The 15004-nt window shown below is 56.1% G+C and carries 13 protein-coding genes; 1 reads left to right on the forward strand and 12 read right to left on the reverse strand.

The features are described 5' to 3' along the window. Position 1 precedes the first annotated feature (1 nt). The 11 genes from cutA to aspS all read right to left on the reverse strand — a co-directional run bounded on the left by cutA (position 2) and on the right by aspS (position 12121). On the reverse strand, positions 2-334 hold the full coding sequence (gene cutA, locus OEU85_RS11950) for a divalent-cation tolerance protein CutA (protein WP_262691708.1): 333 nt from the start codon (positions 332-334) through the stop codon (positions 2-4). Then, positions 331-1362: a COX15/CtaA family protein gene (locus OEU85_RS11955; RefSeq protein ID WP_262691709.1), complete on the reverse strand. Its 1032-nt coding sequence runs from the start codon at positions 1360-1362 to the stop codon at positions 331-333. Before OEU85_RS11955 ends, cutA begins: the two co-directional genes overlap by 4 nt. A 59-nt stretch (positions 1363-1421) precedes the next feature. Then, positions 1422-2174 carry an ABC transporter permease gene (locus OEU85_RS11960; RefSeq protein WP_262691710.1) on the reverse strand — a complete coding sequence of 251 codons (753 nt, stop codon included), beginning with the start codon at positions 2172-2174 and terminating at the stop codon, positions 1422-1424. After that, the gene (locus OEU85_RS11965; protein WP_262691711.1) at positions 2171-2896 is read right to left on the reverse strand and encodes an ABC transporter ATP-binding protein; all 726 of its coding nucleotides are present in this window, start codon (positions 2894-2896) and stop codon (positions 2171-2173) included. Before OEU85_RS11965 ends, OEU85_RS11960 begins: the two co-directional genes overlap by 4 nt. Then, positions 2896-3867: an ABC transporter substrate-binding protein gene (locus tag OEU85_RS11970; protein WP_262691712.1), complete on the reverse strand. Its 972-nt coding sequence runs from the start codon at positions 3865-3867 to the stop codon at positions 2896-2898. The genes OEU85_RS11965 and OEU85_RS11970 overlap by 1 nt, the downstream gene beginning before the upstream one ends. A 54-nt stretch (positions 3868-3921) precedes the next feature. Then, on the reverse strand, positions 3922-5370 hold the full coding sequence (gene der / locus OEU85_RS11975; RefSeq protein WP_262691713.1) for a ribosome biogenesis GTPase Der: 1449 nt from the start codon (positions 5368-5370) through the stop codon (positions 3922-3924). 48 nt (positions 5371-5418) lie between these two features. Continuing rightward, a complete protein-coding gene (locus OEU85_RS11980; protein ID WP_262691714.1) occupies positions 5419-6765 on the reverse strand; it encodes a PQQ-like beta-propeller repeat protein in 1347 nt (448 codons plus the stop codon). After that, positions 6762-7529 carry a tetratricopeptide repeat protein gene (locus OEU85_RS11985; protein WP_262691715.1) on the reverse strand — a complete coding sequence of 256 codons (768 nt, stop codon included), beginning with the start codon at positions 7527-7529 and terminating at the stop codon, positions 6762-6764. Before OEU85_RS11985 ends, OEU85_RS11980 begins: the two co-directional genes overlap by 4 nt. Before the next feature lie 179 nt (positions 7530-7708). Continuing rightward, positions 7709-8560 (reverse strand): 3-methyl-2-oxobutanoate hydroxymethyltransferase, encoded by an 852-nt coding sequence (gene panB, locus OEU85_RS11990; protein ID WP_262691716.1) that lies wholly within the window; start codon positions 8558-8560, stop codon positions 7709-7711. 134 nt (positions 8561-8694) lie between these two features. Further along, positions 8695-10242 carry a glutamine-hydrolyzing GMP synthase gene (gene guaA / locus OEU85_RS11995; RefSeq protein ID WP_262691717.1) on the reverse strand — a complete coding sequence of 516 codons (1548 nt, stop codon included), beginning with the start codon at positions 10240-10242 and terminating at the stop codon, positions 8695-8697. A 94-nt stretch (positions 10243-10336) separates the two neighbouring features. Continuing rightward, complete coding sequence (gene aspS / locus OEU85_RS12000) at positions 10337-12121, reverse strand: aspartate--tRNA ligase (protein WP_262691718.1); 1785 nt, start codon at positions 12119-12121, stop codon at positions 10337-10339. Between the two features lie 175 nt (positions 12122-12296). Here aspS and rnd point away from each other — a divergent pair, with 175 nt between their 5' ends. Next, complete coding sequence (gene rnd / locus OEU85_RS12005) at positions 12297-13484, forward strand: ribonuclease D (RefSeq protein ID WP_262691719.1); 1188 nt, start codon at positions 12297-12299, stop codon at positions 13482-13484. On the opposite strand, the gene OEU85_RS12010 is transcribed toward rnd, so the two are convergent. Beyond that, positions 13481-15001, reverse strand: coding sequence for a Ppx/GppA family phosphatase (locus tag OEU85_RS12010; RefSeq protein WP_262691720.1), 1521 nt, complete (start codon positions 14999-15001; stop codon positions 13481-13483). The genes rnd and OEU85_RS12010 overlap by 4 nt on opposite strands. Positions 15002-15004 lie beyond the last annotated feature (3 nt).

Genomic DNA, 15004 nt, shown 5'->3' on the forward strand with positions numbered 1-15004 from the left:
GTTATTCGTCGTCTGTCTGTCGCCTGACCCACTCAAGGTATGCCGGGTTTGCCGCGACGATCGGGGCAACCGTGATACACGGCACCTCATAGCTGTGCATTTCCTTGATACGTTCAATGGCCGCATCAACCTTGCGCGCCACCGTTTTCATGAAAACGGTGATTTCGTTATCCAACTGGATAATACCATCCCATTCATAAATGGAACGTGTTCCGGATTGCACGTTCGCACAGGCCACAAGCCGCTCTTTCACCAGCGCAGTGGCTAGGTGTACGGCTACATCTTCGCTTTCGGCCATCAGATATATGGTAACAAATTCGGTCTCTTTATTCACTCGGCTGTCCTCCCTCGCTGCATATGCATGAGATATATTATTGCTGCCAGTACCAGAACACCGCCACCCTGGTGGGCTGTTCCCCAACTGACAGGCACTTCTTTCAGAAGCATCGTTATACCTAGAAACATTTGTACGACAACCGCTGCCGTCAAGGCATAAACGCCTTTTTTGAGTCTGTAGCTCTGTCCGCGCGCGCACCAAAGCAAGCTGAACGTCAACGCTGTCAACAGATAGGCGCCGATACGGTGGTCAAACTGCGTGGTGATCGCGTTATCGAAAAAATTGCGCCATGTTGGTTCCATGGCAAGAAGGCCTTCAGGCACAAAAGTATCACCCATCAACGGCCACGTGTTGAAGATATGCCCGGCCTTGAGCCCGGCAACCAGTGCCCCCATCACTATCTGCAGCACCAGAACCAATGCAGCGATGTGGCTCAGACGTTTAATCTTTTTTGTTGACCGCTCGGGGGCTGGGTTCAACAAGGACAGGGCAGTCCAGAAGAGCGCGGCGAAGATAAGCAGGGCCAGCGACAGATGTGCTGTCAGGCGGTAGTGGCTTACCGCAGGCTCATCCACAAGGCCTGACTTGACCATATACCAGCCAAGCACACCCTGAAGCCCGCCCAGGATGAAAAGCATAACCAACCGCGGTTTATACCCATGGGGAACACGGCCCCGCGCCCAGAACCAGACCATTGGCACAAAGAAAAACAGGCCAATCAGGCGGCCAAGCAACCTGTGAGCCCATTCCCAGTAAAAAATGCCCTTAAAGTCCTCAAGGCTCATATGATAGTTTTTGAGCTTATACTCAGGGCTGGTCTGGTACTTGGCGAATTCGGCCTGCCATTCCTGCTGTCCGATCGGGGGCAGCACACCGGTGACCGGGCGCCAGTCGACAATCGACAGACCACTTTCAGTCAGCCGGGTTGCGCCGCCGACGACAACCATGGTGAACACAAGGGCAGCCATAAACAGCAGCCACATGGCGACCGCGCGGCGGTCTTTATCTCTGGTTTGGAACATCATGCGCGCTTGCTACTCCGTTCCCAGTGATTGGGCAAGTGACATTGTGCCGCGTATAGCCCTCATGCCCGGTAGCGCAATAACCAACGCTCGAGCGCGACGAAGCTGTAGAATATGGCTACGCCCATCAGGCTGAGCAGAATAAGCCCCGCGAACATTTTCTCGGTCTGTAACCTGTTGCTGGCCTCCAGTATCCGCCACGCCAGTCCGGTGGCGCCGCCTGAACCCGCCACAAACTCCGCGACGACAGCGCCGATAAGGGCGAAGCCGCCGCTGACCTTGAGGCTGGCCAGCAGGTAAGGCATCGCCGTTGGCCACAGGAGCCGCCAGAACCGCTGCCAACGTGTCGCACCATACAAGGTGAACAGATCACCCAAGTGCGGGTCAACAGCACGCAAACCTGCGGACATATTGGCCAAGATTGGAAAAAAGGCGGCAAGCCAGGCGATGATGACCAGCGCGCGTTCTACATGATCGATACCAACCCAAATCAGCACGAGAGGGGCGATTGAAACAATGGGGGTTACCTGCAAGATGACGGCGAAGGGGTAGATGGTCATTTCAACCGTACGGCTGAGACTGAAAGCCAGTGCCAGTCCCACCCCGCTCAGAACTGCGGCGACAAGCGCGATCAGGGTTACCCTGAGCGTCTGCCCCGCAGAAGACATAAGTGTACACAAATTGTCCAGTAAAGCCGTGAACACAGATGCAGGTGACGGCAGAATGAATTTTGGTATCGTGCCGAAAGCGACCCATACGTGCCAGACAAAGATCAAAGCCAACAGCGCCAGGAGCGGGAGCAATATACGTTTCATTGCCGCGTCTCCAGCAGTTTGGACACGTTGGCCACAGCGCTGGTGAAAGCCTTTGAACTGCGCTGCTCGAATGACGGTTTATCACGATCAAGTTTTGGATTAAATTCTCCGGATATCTTACCGTTTTTCATGACTAAAATCCGGTCAGAAAGATAGGCGGCTTCATATACGCTGTGGGTTACAAAAAGAGCTGCCCAGCCTTGCTTCCGCCGTAACTTGAGCAGCATCTCATTCATCTGAAACCGGAGGATTTCGTCAAGGGCAGCAAAGGGTTCATCAAGAAGCAACAGTTCGGGCCCCGCCATCAGGGCACGGGCAATTGAAACACGCATCTTTTGTCCGCCCGACAGCTTGTGTGGATAACGGTGGTCGTAGCCCTCAAGGCCGACGGAGGCCAGCTTGGCAAGCGCGGCCTCTGTTCGATCTCCTGCTTTGCCTTTGAGACTAAGTGGGAGAAGCACGTTTTCAAGTACAGTCGCCCAAGGCATCAGCGCTGCATCCTGAAACACGAACGACAGCCGTTTGTCGCCCACTGGCCAATTGATGGACCCCCTATCTGGTTGCAAGAGCCCGGCAACGAGCCTGAGTACCGTGGATTTTCCGCAACCGCTGGGGCCCAGCAGCGAGACAATTTCACCTGCGGCTACCTCAAAGGATACCCCGTTGGTAACCGCTCCCTCGCCTTCTGGATAACAAAAATGGAGGTCCGTTGCGGTGAGCATTATTTTCCCGTCCCGGTTTCTGCCTTTAAAAACTCGAGCGTGTAGGCGTCCGTGGCATCAAGGCCCGTTTCAACGATGCCAAGCGCAGACATTTCCTGATAGAAGCTGGCCCAGCGTTTCTCGGTCATCTGGCCCACGTTTGGCTGGCTGCCCAACATTTCATTGTCACGCATTTTACCGATGGCAAACGCAATCAGTTGGGGCGTCATTTCCTGATTATCTTTTAAAATCAAGGCATTGCCGGGCGTTGGGTCACCCCAGACATAATCCTGCCACCCCTCGATAGAGGCTTCAACAAAAGCCCGCACAGCCGCGCGGTTTGCCTGCAGGTAATCGTTGCGCACCATGACCATGCCTGCATATCCGGGATAGCCCGCATCAGCAAACAGGAACACTTTTGGTGTGACACCTGCTTCAGCCGCGGTGTATGGCTCGGAGGACAGGTAGCCCTCCTGCGCGGTGCTTTCATTCACGAGCCAGGGAGCCAGCGAATAGGTGTATTTCCTGATCTGGCTATCCTCGAAGCCAAATTTGGCTGCAAGCCAGGGCCAGAAGGTTGCCACGGCGCTGTCTGAAATAAAGACTGGCATACCCTTGAGGTCGGAAATACCGCCCGCACTAATATGTGGATGGACCATCAGCACCTGAGGGTCCTTCTGGAAAGACGCCATTACAACCTTCACGTCCGCGCCGGCCGCTATCAGGTTAAGCGGCTGGAAATTGTTGGACGCCATGGCGATATCAAGCGCGCCAGCCGCCATCAGGCGTGGATTGTCGGTCTGTGGCCCGCCGGGGCGGATGCTAACCTCAAGCCCGCGCTTTTTATAGAACCCCTTGGCTAGCGCCTGGTAAAAACCGCCATGTTCGGCCTGGGCTTTCCAGTCCGTTGCAAAGACGATCGCAACATCTTCGGCGCGCACCTGCATGCCGAAGATAAAGACAAAAAGAAAAATGCCAATTAGCCGCCTCATGAAGAATGATCATAATGCGCTTTCTGGCCGCGTCAAAAGAAAGTGGTATTTGTCTTAGCGCTTTTTCTTGCGTCTGCTTTCATAGGGGTTTTTGCCCTTTTTAAGAAGCATACGTATCGGCGCACCTGGCAGGTTAAAATCCCGGCGTAATTCATTTTCCAGATACCGCTTGTAGCTGTCCGGGAGGTCATCCGGACGGTTGCAAAACAGCAGGAAAGTTGGTGGCCGGGTCTTGATTTGCGCACCATAACGTATTTTGATTCGCCGTCCCGCCACCGATGGCGCCGGGTGCTTCTCAAGTGTGTCGGTCAGCCACTGGTTAAACGCCGCCGTGGGGATGCGCGCATTCCATATTTCATAGGCTTCGGCAACCGCGGGCATCATCTTGTGGATGCCTGCGCCGGTGAGCGCGGAGAAATTGATGATTTTCACGCCCTTAAGCTGCGGCAGGCTGCGTGTAAGCGCGTCCTTAAGCTGGCGCTGCACTTCAAGCCGGTCGTCGACCGCATCCCACTTGTTGAGTGCGATGATAAGGGCCCTGCCCTCGTCGACAACGCGTTCGGCAATTTTGAGGTCCTGCTTTTCAATGCCGATTTCAGCATCAAGCAACAAGACCACGACTTCGGCAAACTGTACAGCGCGCAGGGTATCGGCGACGGAGAGCTTCTCAAGCTTCTCCGTGACCCGGGCACGACGGCGCAAGCCTGCTGTATCGAACAGCTTCACCGGCAGCCCTTCCCATTCCCAGTCTACCGCGATGGAATCGCGGGTAAGCCCGGCTTCCGGCCCGGTAATCAACCGATCTTCCTCAACAAGTGCGTTGATTAGCGTAGATTTGCCGGCATTGGGGCGCCCAACAATAGCCAGGCGTAGCGGGCGGATCTCTTGCTCCGCATCCTCAGGATCGACAAATTCATAGGCCATGTCCCCTTCGGTCGGGCCTGTGTCGACACCTTTGGGGCGTTCGCTGAATTCGTCATCCTCACCCTCATAGGGGTCGATGCCCTGCTCCTTGAGTGATGCTACGATAGCCGCATACAGCTCACCCAGGCCTTCGCCATGCTCGGCAGACAGGCCAATCGGCTCGCCAAGGCCAAGTGCATACGCCTCGTAGATGTTGTCGATGACCGCATTGCCTTCACATTTATTCGCTGCAAGGATAACCGGCTTGTTGCCACGTCTGAGCCACAAGGCAAAATGTTCATCCATTGACGTTACGCCGGCACGAGCGTCATACAACATAAGGGCGATATCGGCTTCCTGCAACGCGACCTCGGTTTGTCGGCGCATCCGGTCCGGCAGAGAGCCTGCCTCCCCTTCCTCGAGCCCAGCGGTGTCGATAATGTCAAATTCGAGGTCGGCAATGCGCCCTTCGCCACGTCTGCGGTCCCGTGTGACACCCGGGGTGTCATCCACAATCGCAATCTTTTTGCCAACCAGACGGTTGAACAGGGTTGATTTCCCAACGTTGGGGCGACCAACAATGGCAACGGTAAAGCCCATGACTTTTTCTTTCGGCTAGGCCCCATGGGGCCAATCGGGTGCCGGCGCCTAGCGGTAGGCGACCAGCTCACCCTCGTCTGTCAGCACAACAAAGGTGCCGTTTACCACAATCGGTGCCGTCGAGCTACCGGCTGGCAGCTTTACCGCACTAAGAACAGCACCGGTATAGGGAGAAATGCTGACGGCATACCCGTGAGAGCTCGTGACAAGCAGGCGGTCCCCGGCAAGCACCGGCCCGTTCCACTTGATCAGATCGCGGCGTTTTTCCTGGTTTTCGAAACGCTGTAGCTGGGCAACCCAGCGCACACGTCCGTCACCAAGTGCGACGGCAACAAGCTGGCTGTCGATGGTGGTGACAAAGGCAAAGTCCCCCGCAACCCAAGGCATATTCACACCAGCAATGTCCGCCTCCCATGAACGTTCACCGCTCCGCATGTCGATCGCCACCATGCTGCCCGCATGGCTAACCGCATAGACTTTGCCGCGGTCGATAACCGGTTCACCGTCAATATCGGAAAGTGTCGCAAGCGGTGTCAGCCGACGTGAGCTTGAAAGCGCGTCCTGCCACAGAATACGGCCGTTGGCGCCACGAAGGGCAATCAGTTCCCCGGAGGAAAGCGCCGCTATGAGCGCGGTGCCGTCGTAGGCAGGGCTTGCGGCGCCCAGCATGCCAGCGGTTTCCGCAATGCCAACCTGTTCCCAGATAACCGAGCCATCCGCTGTATTCAAAGCCAGCATCTGGTTGTCATGTGTAATCGCAAAAACGCGGTTGCCAGCGGCCGTTGGGGCGCCGCGGAATGGAATTTCACCTTTATGTGTCCACAACACGCGGCCACTGGTTGCATCCAGGGCAACCACGGAGCCATAACCTGACGTGACATAAAGTTTGCCGTCCGCATAGGCTGCGCCGCCGCCAAAGCCGACATCGCTGCGTTCACCGGATATATCCTTGAGTTCGTTCTTCCAGAGCTGACGACCATCTGATAGCGCAACAGCGGTAATCCCGCCCTCGACATCTACGGCAAAAACACGGCCATCTGCCGCCACTGGGCCTGCAACCATGCGCTCATATTTGTCGTTACCTCGACCTATTTTGCGCCGCCAAGCCTGGGCGAGTGTGTCACCAAGCTCAAGATGTTGTACCCGGTGCGAAGCGTTGCCGCCGACCTGTGCCCAATTTCCGTTGGTATATGGCGCGGGCAAAACAACCGGCAGACTGGAGATCGCGCTGTCTGCATCCAGCGTCTGGGTCGCGCTCAGGATCGCAATACGCTCGCGTCCTTCGTCGTCGTACTTACCGCGTGGCTTTTTGCTGCCACCACTACAGGCAGCGACAGCAAATGCTGTCACGGCCAGCAGACCAAAACGCAGCAGTTTATGCGTGGAAGATGTCACTGCGCCTCTCCTTCTTCGTTGGTATCGGGCGCTGTTTCAGCCTCAGGGGTATCGCCTGCTGGTTCATCAACCGCGGGCGCGGATGTTTCAGTTGCCGACATCTGCTTGGCTTCGATGAAACTGCGGAACTGGCTGGCGCGTGTTTTCACCGTCTGTGGTGATTGTGCGTCATCTGCCAATAAAGTGAATTTGGAAAGCGCCTCATCCAGCATGCCCTGACGAAGATCGATAAGTGCCAGTTGCTCCTGCGCGCTGAAGTACCAGGCATTGCCCTTGAGCGCGATCGCAGCAAGGCGTCCGCGCGCTGCGTCAAGATCATTCATCTTGCCTGCCATAAGCATACCGGCCTGAAGTTGGGCAAAGTCGCGCAGCGCTGTGTCTGCCTTGCTGTTGGCGGCCAGGCCGTCATAGGCATCGAGAGCCCGCTGCATATCGCCAGCGTCAATCGCGGCGGCGGCAAGCCTGAGCTGCGCCAGAGCACCGTACCCATCGCTCAGTGTCGGGGTCACATCTTCCCAAAGCTTCAGCGCGGAGGAACTATCCGCCGCGGCGGCTTCAACGGTTGCCTCAAACGCGGACGAGTTTTTCTGCTCGACCGATTTGACATAAGCGTCATAGCCTTCGGTGCCTGCCACAATGGCAACGATGCCCACAGCAATACCAATCAGGTATTTGCCGTAAGATTTCCAAAGATTGATCATGCGCTCGCGGCGCACTTCGTCATCGACTTCCTGCGTGAGAAGATCGGAATTCAGGTCCGACACACTATACTCCCCAGACAACCCGCCTCTCTTATCAGATGGAGGCGGCGTCTATTAAACCGTTAATATTGGGCAAACGCCTCGTGAATTGGCCGCTACAATAGCCAAAGCCTTGCCGAGACGCAAACCTAGAAAACACTATTTACCAGAGCAGCGGATTGTGGTCATTTTTCGGCGCTGTTTCAGGAGTTTGAGCCGCGCATTTTATAAGTGTGTTCTTCACTGGGAAATGCCCGGGTTCGAACTTCGCGCGAGTAAGCACCTATGGCGTCTTCGATACTGGCCCCCAGTTCCGCAAACCGTTTGACAAATTTGGGATTAATAGCGAACAGGCCCAGCATATCTTCGGTCACCAGTATCTGACCGTCGCAGGCGTTTGAAGCACCTATGCCAATCACCGGAATCGAAAGCTCTTCCGTCACCTTCCGCGCCAGCGGTTCGGCAACCCCCTCAAGCACAACCGCAAACGCACCTGCCGCTTCGACGGCCTTTGCATCGTCAATGATCGGCTGCCACTCGTCTACACTGCGGCCACGAGCACCATAGCCTCCGTTTGTGTTCACAGATTGTGGCATAAGCCCCACGTGGCCCAGCACCGGTATGCCCCGGTGCGACAGGAACCTTACAGTTTCCGCCATCTCCACGCCGCCCTCAAGCTTGACGGCCCCCGCGCCTGTCTCTGAAAGGATACGAGCTGCGTTGCGGAACGCCAGTTCCCTGGATTCCTCATAGGAACCAAATGGCATATCGATCACCACCAGGGCCTGCTTGGCGCCGCGGCAGACGGCACGGCCATGCCGGATCATGGTTTCAACATCCACACCAAGGGTCGATTCAAGGCCATATAGCACCATGCCAACGCTGTCTCCGACAAGCAGTAGATCACAGTGCTTATCAAGCCGCGCCGCCATCGGCGTAATATAGGCCGTAAGGCACACAATGGGGGTGCCGCCCTTCATCTGCGCAATATTCTTGGCGGTTTGCTGGCGCTTGGGGCGCGCATCCACAGATACGTCTTTGGGTTCAGTCGACATGGCGGCCTCTCCTTACTGCAATAGGTGCATCACCGATGGTGCTGAACATATAGTGTGCAGCACGATAAAAAGCAAAGATATAGCTGGCAGGATGAAAGGCGTCCGCCGGAGGTGAATCCGGCGGTTAGCAACCCTTATTCCCACTCAATCGTTCCGGGAGGTTTTGACGTGATGTCATAGACGACCCTGTTGATGCCGCGCACTTCGTTGATAATGCGCGTGGCCGTGCGGCCAAGGAAGTCATGTGGGAATGGGTAATAATCTGCCGTCATGCCGTCGGTGGACGTCACGGCCCTCAGTGCGCAAACATGGTCATAGGTTCTGGCGTCACCCATAACGCCAACGGTTTTCACCGGCAGAAGCACGGCAAAAGCCTGCCAGATGGTGTCATATAGCCCTGCGTTGCGGATCTCTTCAAGATAGATGGCGTCCGCCTTCCTGAGGATATCCGCCTTCTCACGGGTAATCTCACCGGGGATACGGATGGCAAGGCCAGGCCCCGGGAACGGGTGACGGCCGACAAAGTCGTCATGCAGGCCCAGTTCACGACCCAGCTCGCGCACTTCGTCCTTGAACAGCTCGCGAAGCGGCTCCACGAGGTCCATGTTCATGCGCTCAGGCAGGCCGCCCACATTATGGTGTGACTTGATGGTCACCGACGGTCCGCCAATGAAGGAAACACTTTCGATTACATCCGGGTACAACGTGCCCTGCGCAAGGAAATCTGCGCCGCCTACAGCGCGTGCTTCTTCTTCAAACACGTCGATGAACAGCTTACCGATGGTCTTGCGTTTTGTCTCGGGGTCGCTGATACCGGCGAGCGCGCCAAGGAACAGGTCAGACGCATCGCGGTGCACAAGGTTAATGTTATAGTGCTCGCGGAACAGGTTCACCACCTGATCGCTTTCGCCCTGACGCATCAGGCCATGATCGACATATACACAGGTCAACTGGTCACCGATAGCTTCATGGATGAGCACGGCGACCACGGAACTGTCCACACCACCGGATAGACCGCAAATGATCTTGCCGTCGCCGACTTGTTCGCGGATTTCCTTGATCTTGGTGTCACGGAAGCTGGCCATGGTCCAGTCACCGGGGCAACCGCAGATGTTTTTAACAAAATTCTGGATCAGTTGTGCGCCGTGAGGGGTGTGCATTACCTCTGGGTGGAACTGAACGCCATAGAAACGTTTTTCATCGTTGGCAACAACCGCAAATGGGGCGCCCTCACTGGTTGCGACAACTTTGAAGCCGCCTGGCAGGCGGTCCACATGGTCACCGTGGCTCATCCAGACCTGCTCGCGGTCGCCGACGGACCAAACGCCTTCAAACAGGGCGCAAGATTGTTTCACGTCAACAAAGGCGCGCCCAAACTCCTGATGGTCGGACGCTGTGACGCTGCCGCCAAGCTGCGAAACCATGGTTTGCTGACCGTAGCAGATACCCAGAATGGGAATGCCCATGGTGTAAATACGGTCAGGCGCGCGCGGCGTGTCTTCGTGTGTCACGCTGGCCGGGCCACCACCAAGGATGATACCCGCCGGGTTAAAGCTGCCCAAAACTTCCGTGGCTTTGTTGAAGGGAACAATCTCACAGTAAACGCCAGCTTCGCGTACACGCCGCGCGATAAGCTGAGTTACCTGCGAACCGAAATCAAGGATAAGGATTTTGTCTTTCATCAACCGGTCTCACTATTGGTGCGGGCAGGTGAGCAAGGCCCGCGCCCTGCCCTTAAATGGCAAGATGGGGCCGCGCGGGCCCCATCTCTGTACCTTATTCGGTTTCTTTTTTCACCGGCTCGACGCAGCGAATGTGCAGCTCCCTGAGCTGTTTCGCGCTGACGGTCGATGGCGCACCCATCATCAGGTCTTCCGCCTTCTGGTTCATCGGGAACAGGATGACTTCGCGAATGTTTGGCTCGTCAGCCAGCAGCATGACCATGCGGTCAACGCCCGGAGCCAGGCCACCATGCGGCGGCGCGCCATATTTGAACGCGTTCAGCATACCGCCAAACTCGGCTTCAACGGTGGCTTCATCGTAACCCGCGATACCAAACGCCTTGATCATCACATCCGGACGGTGGTTCCTGATCGCACCTGACGACAACTCAATGCCGTTACAGACGATGTCATACTGGTACGCCAACACATCCAGCGGGTCTTGTGTTTCCAGGGCTTCCATGCCGCCTTGCGGCATGGAGAACGGGTTGTGCGAGAAGTCGATACGCTTTTCGTCTTCGTTATACTCGAACATCGGGTAGTCGACGATCCAGCAGAATTTGAACTCGTCATCGGCAATCAACTCGAGGTCTTCGCCTACTTTTGTACGCGCTACACCGGCCAGTTTTGCGGCACCAGCTTCCTTGTCACAGGCGAAGAAAACGCCGTCGTTAGCGCCAAGGCCAAGCTGCTCGAGAAGCTGCTGGGTGCGCTCTTCACCAAGGTTTTTGGCGATCGGACCGCCGGGAACACCTTCCTTGATGTTGATGTAACCAAGACCGGCAAAACCTTCGCGCTTCGCCCAGTCGTTCATACCGTCAAAGAATTTGCGTGATTTGAGGCCCGCCTGTGGTGCCGGAATGGCGCGCACGACAGAGCCGTTTTCAACCATGCTGGCAAAAATGCCAAAACCGGAGCCACGGAAAATTTCCGTTACGTCCTGAATTTCAATCGGGTTCCTCAAGTCAGGCTTGTCGTTGCCGTATTTCAGCATGGAGTCCCTGAACGCGATGCGTGGGAACGGTGCTTCGGTAACCTTCTTGTCGGAGAATTCCTTGAACACCTCAACCAATACAGGCTCAATCGCGTTGAAGACGTCATCCTGTGTGACAAAGCTCATCTCGATATCGAGTTGATAGAACTCACCCGGGCTACGGTCGGCGCGGGCGTCTTCGTCACGGAAACACGGTGCGATCTGGAAATAACGGTCAAAGCCGGAGACCATGATCAGCTGTTTGAACTGTTGCGGAGCTTGTGGCAGCGCATAAAACTTGCCGGGATGCTGGCGCGCTGGCACGAGAAAGTCACGCGCGCCTTCGGGGCTTGATGCCGTAAGGATCGGTGTTTGGAATTCGGTAAAGTTCTGCTCAACCATGCGGCGACGCAGGCTGTTGATGACGCCCGACCGCAGCAGGATGTTTTTGTGCAGGCGCTCGCGGCGCAGATCAAGGAAACGGTATTTCAGCCGCACATCCTCGGGATATTCTGTGTCGCCAAAGACAGGCATCGGCAGGTCACCAGCGCAGGACAATAGTTCCATCTCGTCGACATAGATTTCAACGTCGCCCGTGGGCAGGTCTTTGTTGACTGTGTCTTCCGTGCGGGCTTTCACGCGGCCGTCGATGCGGATTACGCTTTCCGCGCGAACAGCTTCCGCAGCCGCGAAGCTCGCGCTATCGGTGTCGAACACGAGCTGAGTGATGCCATAATTGTCCCGAAGGTCAATAAACAGCAGACCACCATGGTCCCGTTTGCGGTGAACCCAGCCGGAAAGGCGGACAGTCTCGCCAACATGGCTGTGGCGAAGCTCGTTACAGGTGTGCGAACGATAAGCGTGCATGATGTCCTACGATCTTTTTTAGTCTTTATCCGTGTACAAAATTTGTACAAATTTGGCCCGGAAAAGCGCATGAATGATGTCGAATGTCAAGACCACGATCACAGGATTGTAGAGAAAGGGTGACGGCTGCGCCATCCTTGTGTATTAGATGCCGCAAACAACAACGGATATTTCGATGCAGCCGATTACGGACACAAATGAACTCAGGGCCCTTTGCGAACGTCTGGCCCAAGCCGACTTCGTAACAGTTGATACCGAGTTTCTCCGCGATAACACCTATTATCCCAAGCTTTGTCTTGTGCAGGTAGCCGACGATGAAGGCCCGCATGCTATTGATCCGCTTGCGGATGGCCTTGATCTCGCACCGCTGATGGACCTTCTGGACAACCAGAAAGTACTCAAGGTAATGCATGCCTGCCGGCAGGATATGGAGATATTCTTCCAAATGATGGGCAAGCTGCCCTCCCCTGTTTTCGATACGCAGGTTGCCGCCATGGTGTGTGGCTTCGGCGATTCGGTCGGTTATGAGACATTGGTGACGAAAATTGCCAAGGCGCAGCTGGATAAGTCTGCACGTTATACCGACTGGTCCAAGCGGCCACTGTCTGACACCCAACTGCATTATGCGTTGGGTGACGTGACCTACCTGCGTACAATCTATCGCCGTCTCGCAGGCGAACTCAAAGCAACCGGTCGTGAACGCTGGGTCGATGAAGAAATGGCGACTCTGCGGGACCCCAACATCTATGAGATTGCGCCTGAGGACGCCTGGCAACGCCTGAAGGTCCGCACCAACAAACCCCGTTTCCTCGGCCTCTTGCAGGAGCTGGCGGCTTGGCGTGAACGGCAGGCAAAAGAACGTGACCTGCCGCGCAACCGCGTCGCAAAAGATGAAACATTGTTCGAGATTGCCGCACATCCCCCAAAGGATGAAACCGCGCTAGATCGCATTCGTGGCATCCCCAAAGGCTTCAGCCGTTCCAAAGCCGGCAAAAGCCTGATGAGCGCCCTTGAAGCGGGCATGAATATCCCGGATGGCGAACTACCGCATATTGAACGCGCAAAACCCCGGCCGGCCACACCGCCGATGGCGGACTTGCTTAAAGTATTGCTGAAGATCAAGTGTCAGGACGCCAAGGTTGCGGCGCGCATGGTTGCCAACGCACAGGACCTAGAAAACTGGGCTGCGGAACCGGACACAACAGATATCAAGGCTATGCACGGCTGGCGCTATGAGATTTTTGGCGCGGACGCTGTGAAACTTATGAACGGTGATCTGGGCCTGACCGCACGTAACGGCGATATTGACGTGGTTGAACTGGTTGCCGAAGAAGAGCCGGAAGACGACGAAGAAGGCGCCTAGGAGGACGGCACCCTCAGGTCTTTTGGAAATTCAATCACGGGCCTGCGACCCATCAGTTGCGACAGCTGTGTCAGGCGCTTCAATACCACCTCATTGGTGATGTCTTTATAGGCCCGTGGTACGCCAAGCAGCAGCTTGCTCTTGCTGACCCTGAGGCGTGATACCGTGAGCGCCGTCACCGCCCCGCCCGACAGGCGCTGTGCAAGCCTAAGGGCCGCGCCCATCATGCGTGCTTCAAGAAGTTCACTGATATTGAGAAGCGGCAGAATATGTGCGACATGTGGCGCATCAATTGCCGCGCCATAAGCCTGATTAAGCGCCACGGCAAGATACGCCCTGTCCCGGTGGGTAAGGCCAACAAAATGCCCGTGCAGCACCGTTTCAACCGCTTTTTCTGCTCTGAAATCCGGATGTCCCCGCCAAGCAATATCTCCTAACAGGCATATGGCATGGTGTAGCTTGTCCCGGTGCGCGGGGTCCTCAATCTTGCGCTGGAACAGCGGCCGGGTCCATTCGTAGATGGTTTCCGAATGCTCGGGAAAACGGCAGCGCTCAGCAGCCAGAACATGACAGGTAAAAATGAAGGGGTCCATTTGCCGGGTGTCTGTCTCGAGCTTGTCAAACAGAAACCCTTCGCGCAGACCATAGGTGGAGACGACAGCATTTCTGGCCCGAATTACCGCAAGTACTTCAGCCATGATGATGGCGGCCACCGGCAACACCTCGCGGCGTGCTTCCGTTAGCGAGCCTCCAAAAGGGATGTCTTGCGGACGAAGGCGGCTAAGACGGCGGCAATAATCCGTGAACTCCCGCCGGCTCGAGCGGTAGCCATGCAATATGGGTAACGGGTTTGATTTCTCGCGCATCATAAGCTTGGCAATATTCCGCCAAGCGCCGCCCACCATGTAAAGATTCTGGCCGGAACAGTCCTTGAGCCAGTCGATTTTAGCAAACTCCTGGCGCAGAAAACGTCGGATATCGCGGCGGTTGACACCAAACCTACTCATGAGGCGTAGCGGACCTATTGGCAGGCTGACGGTGTGAAGCACTTCACCCTCGCGCATTTGCGCCAACTCAAGCGACCCGCCGCCAAGGTCACCCATCAAGCCTGTGGCGTTGGGTTCCCCCGACAGTACACCGGATGCAGACAAGCGCCCTTCTTCTTCGCCTTCAATAATGGTGATATCAAGCCCGCATTCACGCTTGACCAGCCGCACGAACGCCGCGCCATTCTTGGCATCGCGCACCGCCGCTGTCGCGATCGCATGGATATTTTTCACATCCATCTGGTCGCACAGCGCCTTGAAACGTTTGAGGGTCGAGATAGCGAGCTTGATCTGCGCCTTGCCCATGCGGCCCGTCGACCCGACCTCTGACCCCAGGCCACACATCATCTTTTCGTTAAAGATGATGTCAGGCACACGACGCAGGCCGGAAAACACCACAAGACGCACAGAGTTGGAACCAATATCGATTACCGCCAGATACTGGTCTACGTGCGCAACGGCTTCAAACATACA

The sequence above is a fragment of the Kordiimonas aestuarii genome (assembly GCF_025574465.1).
Lineage (GTDB): Bacteria > Pseudomonadota > Alphaproteobacteria > Sphingomonadales > Kordiimonadaceae > Kordiimonas > Kordiimonas aestuarii.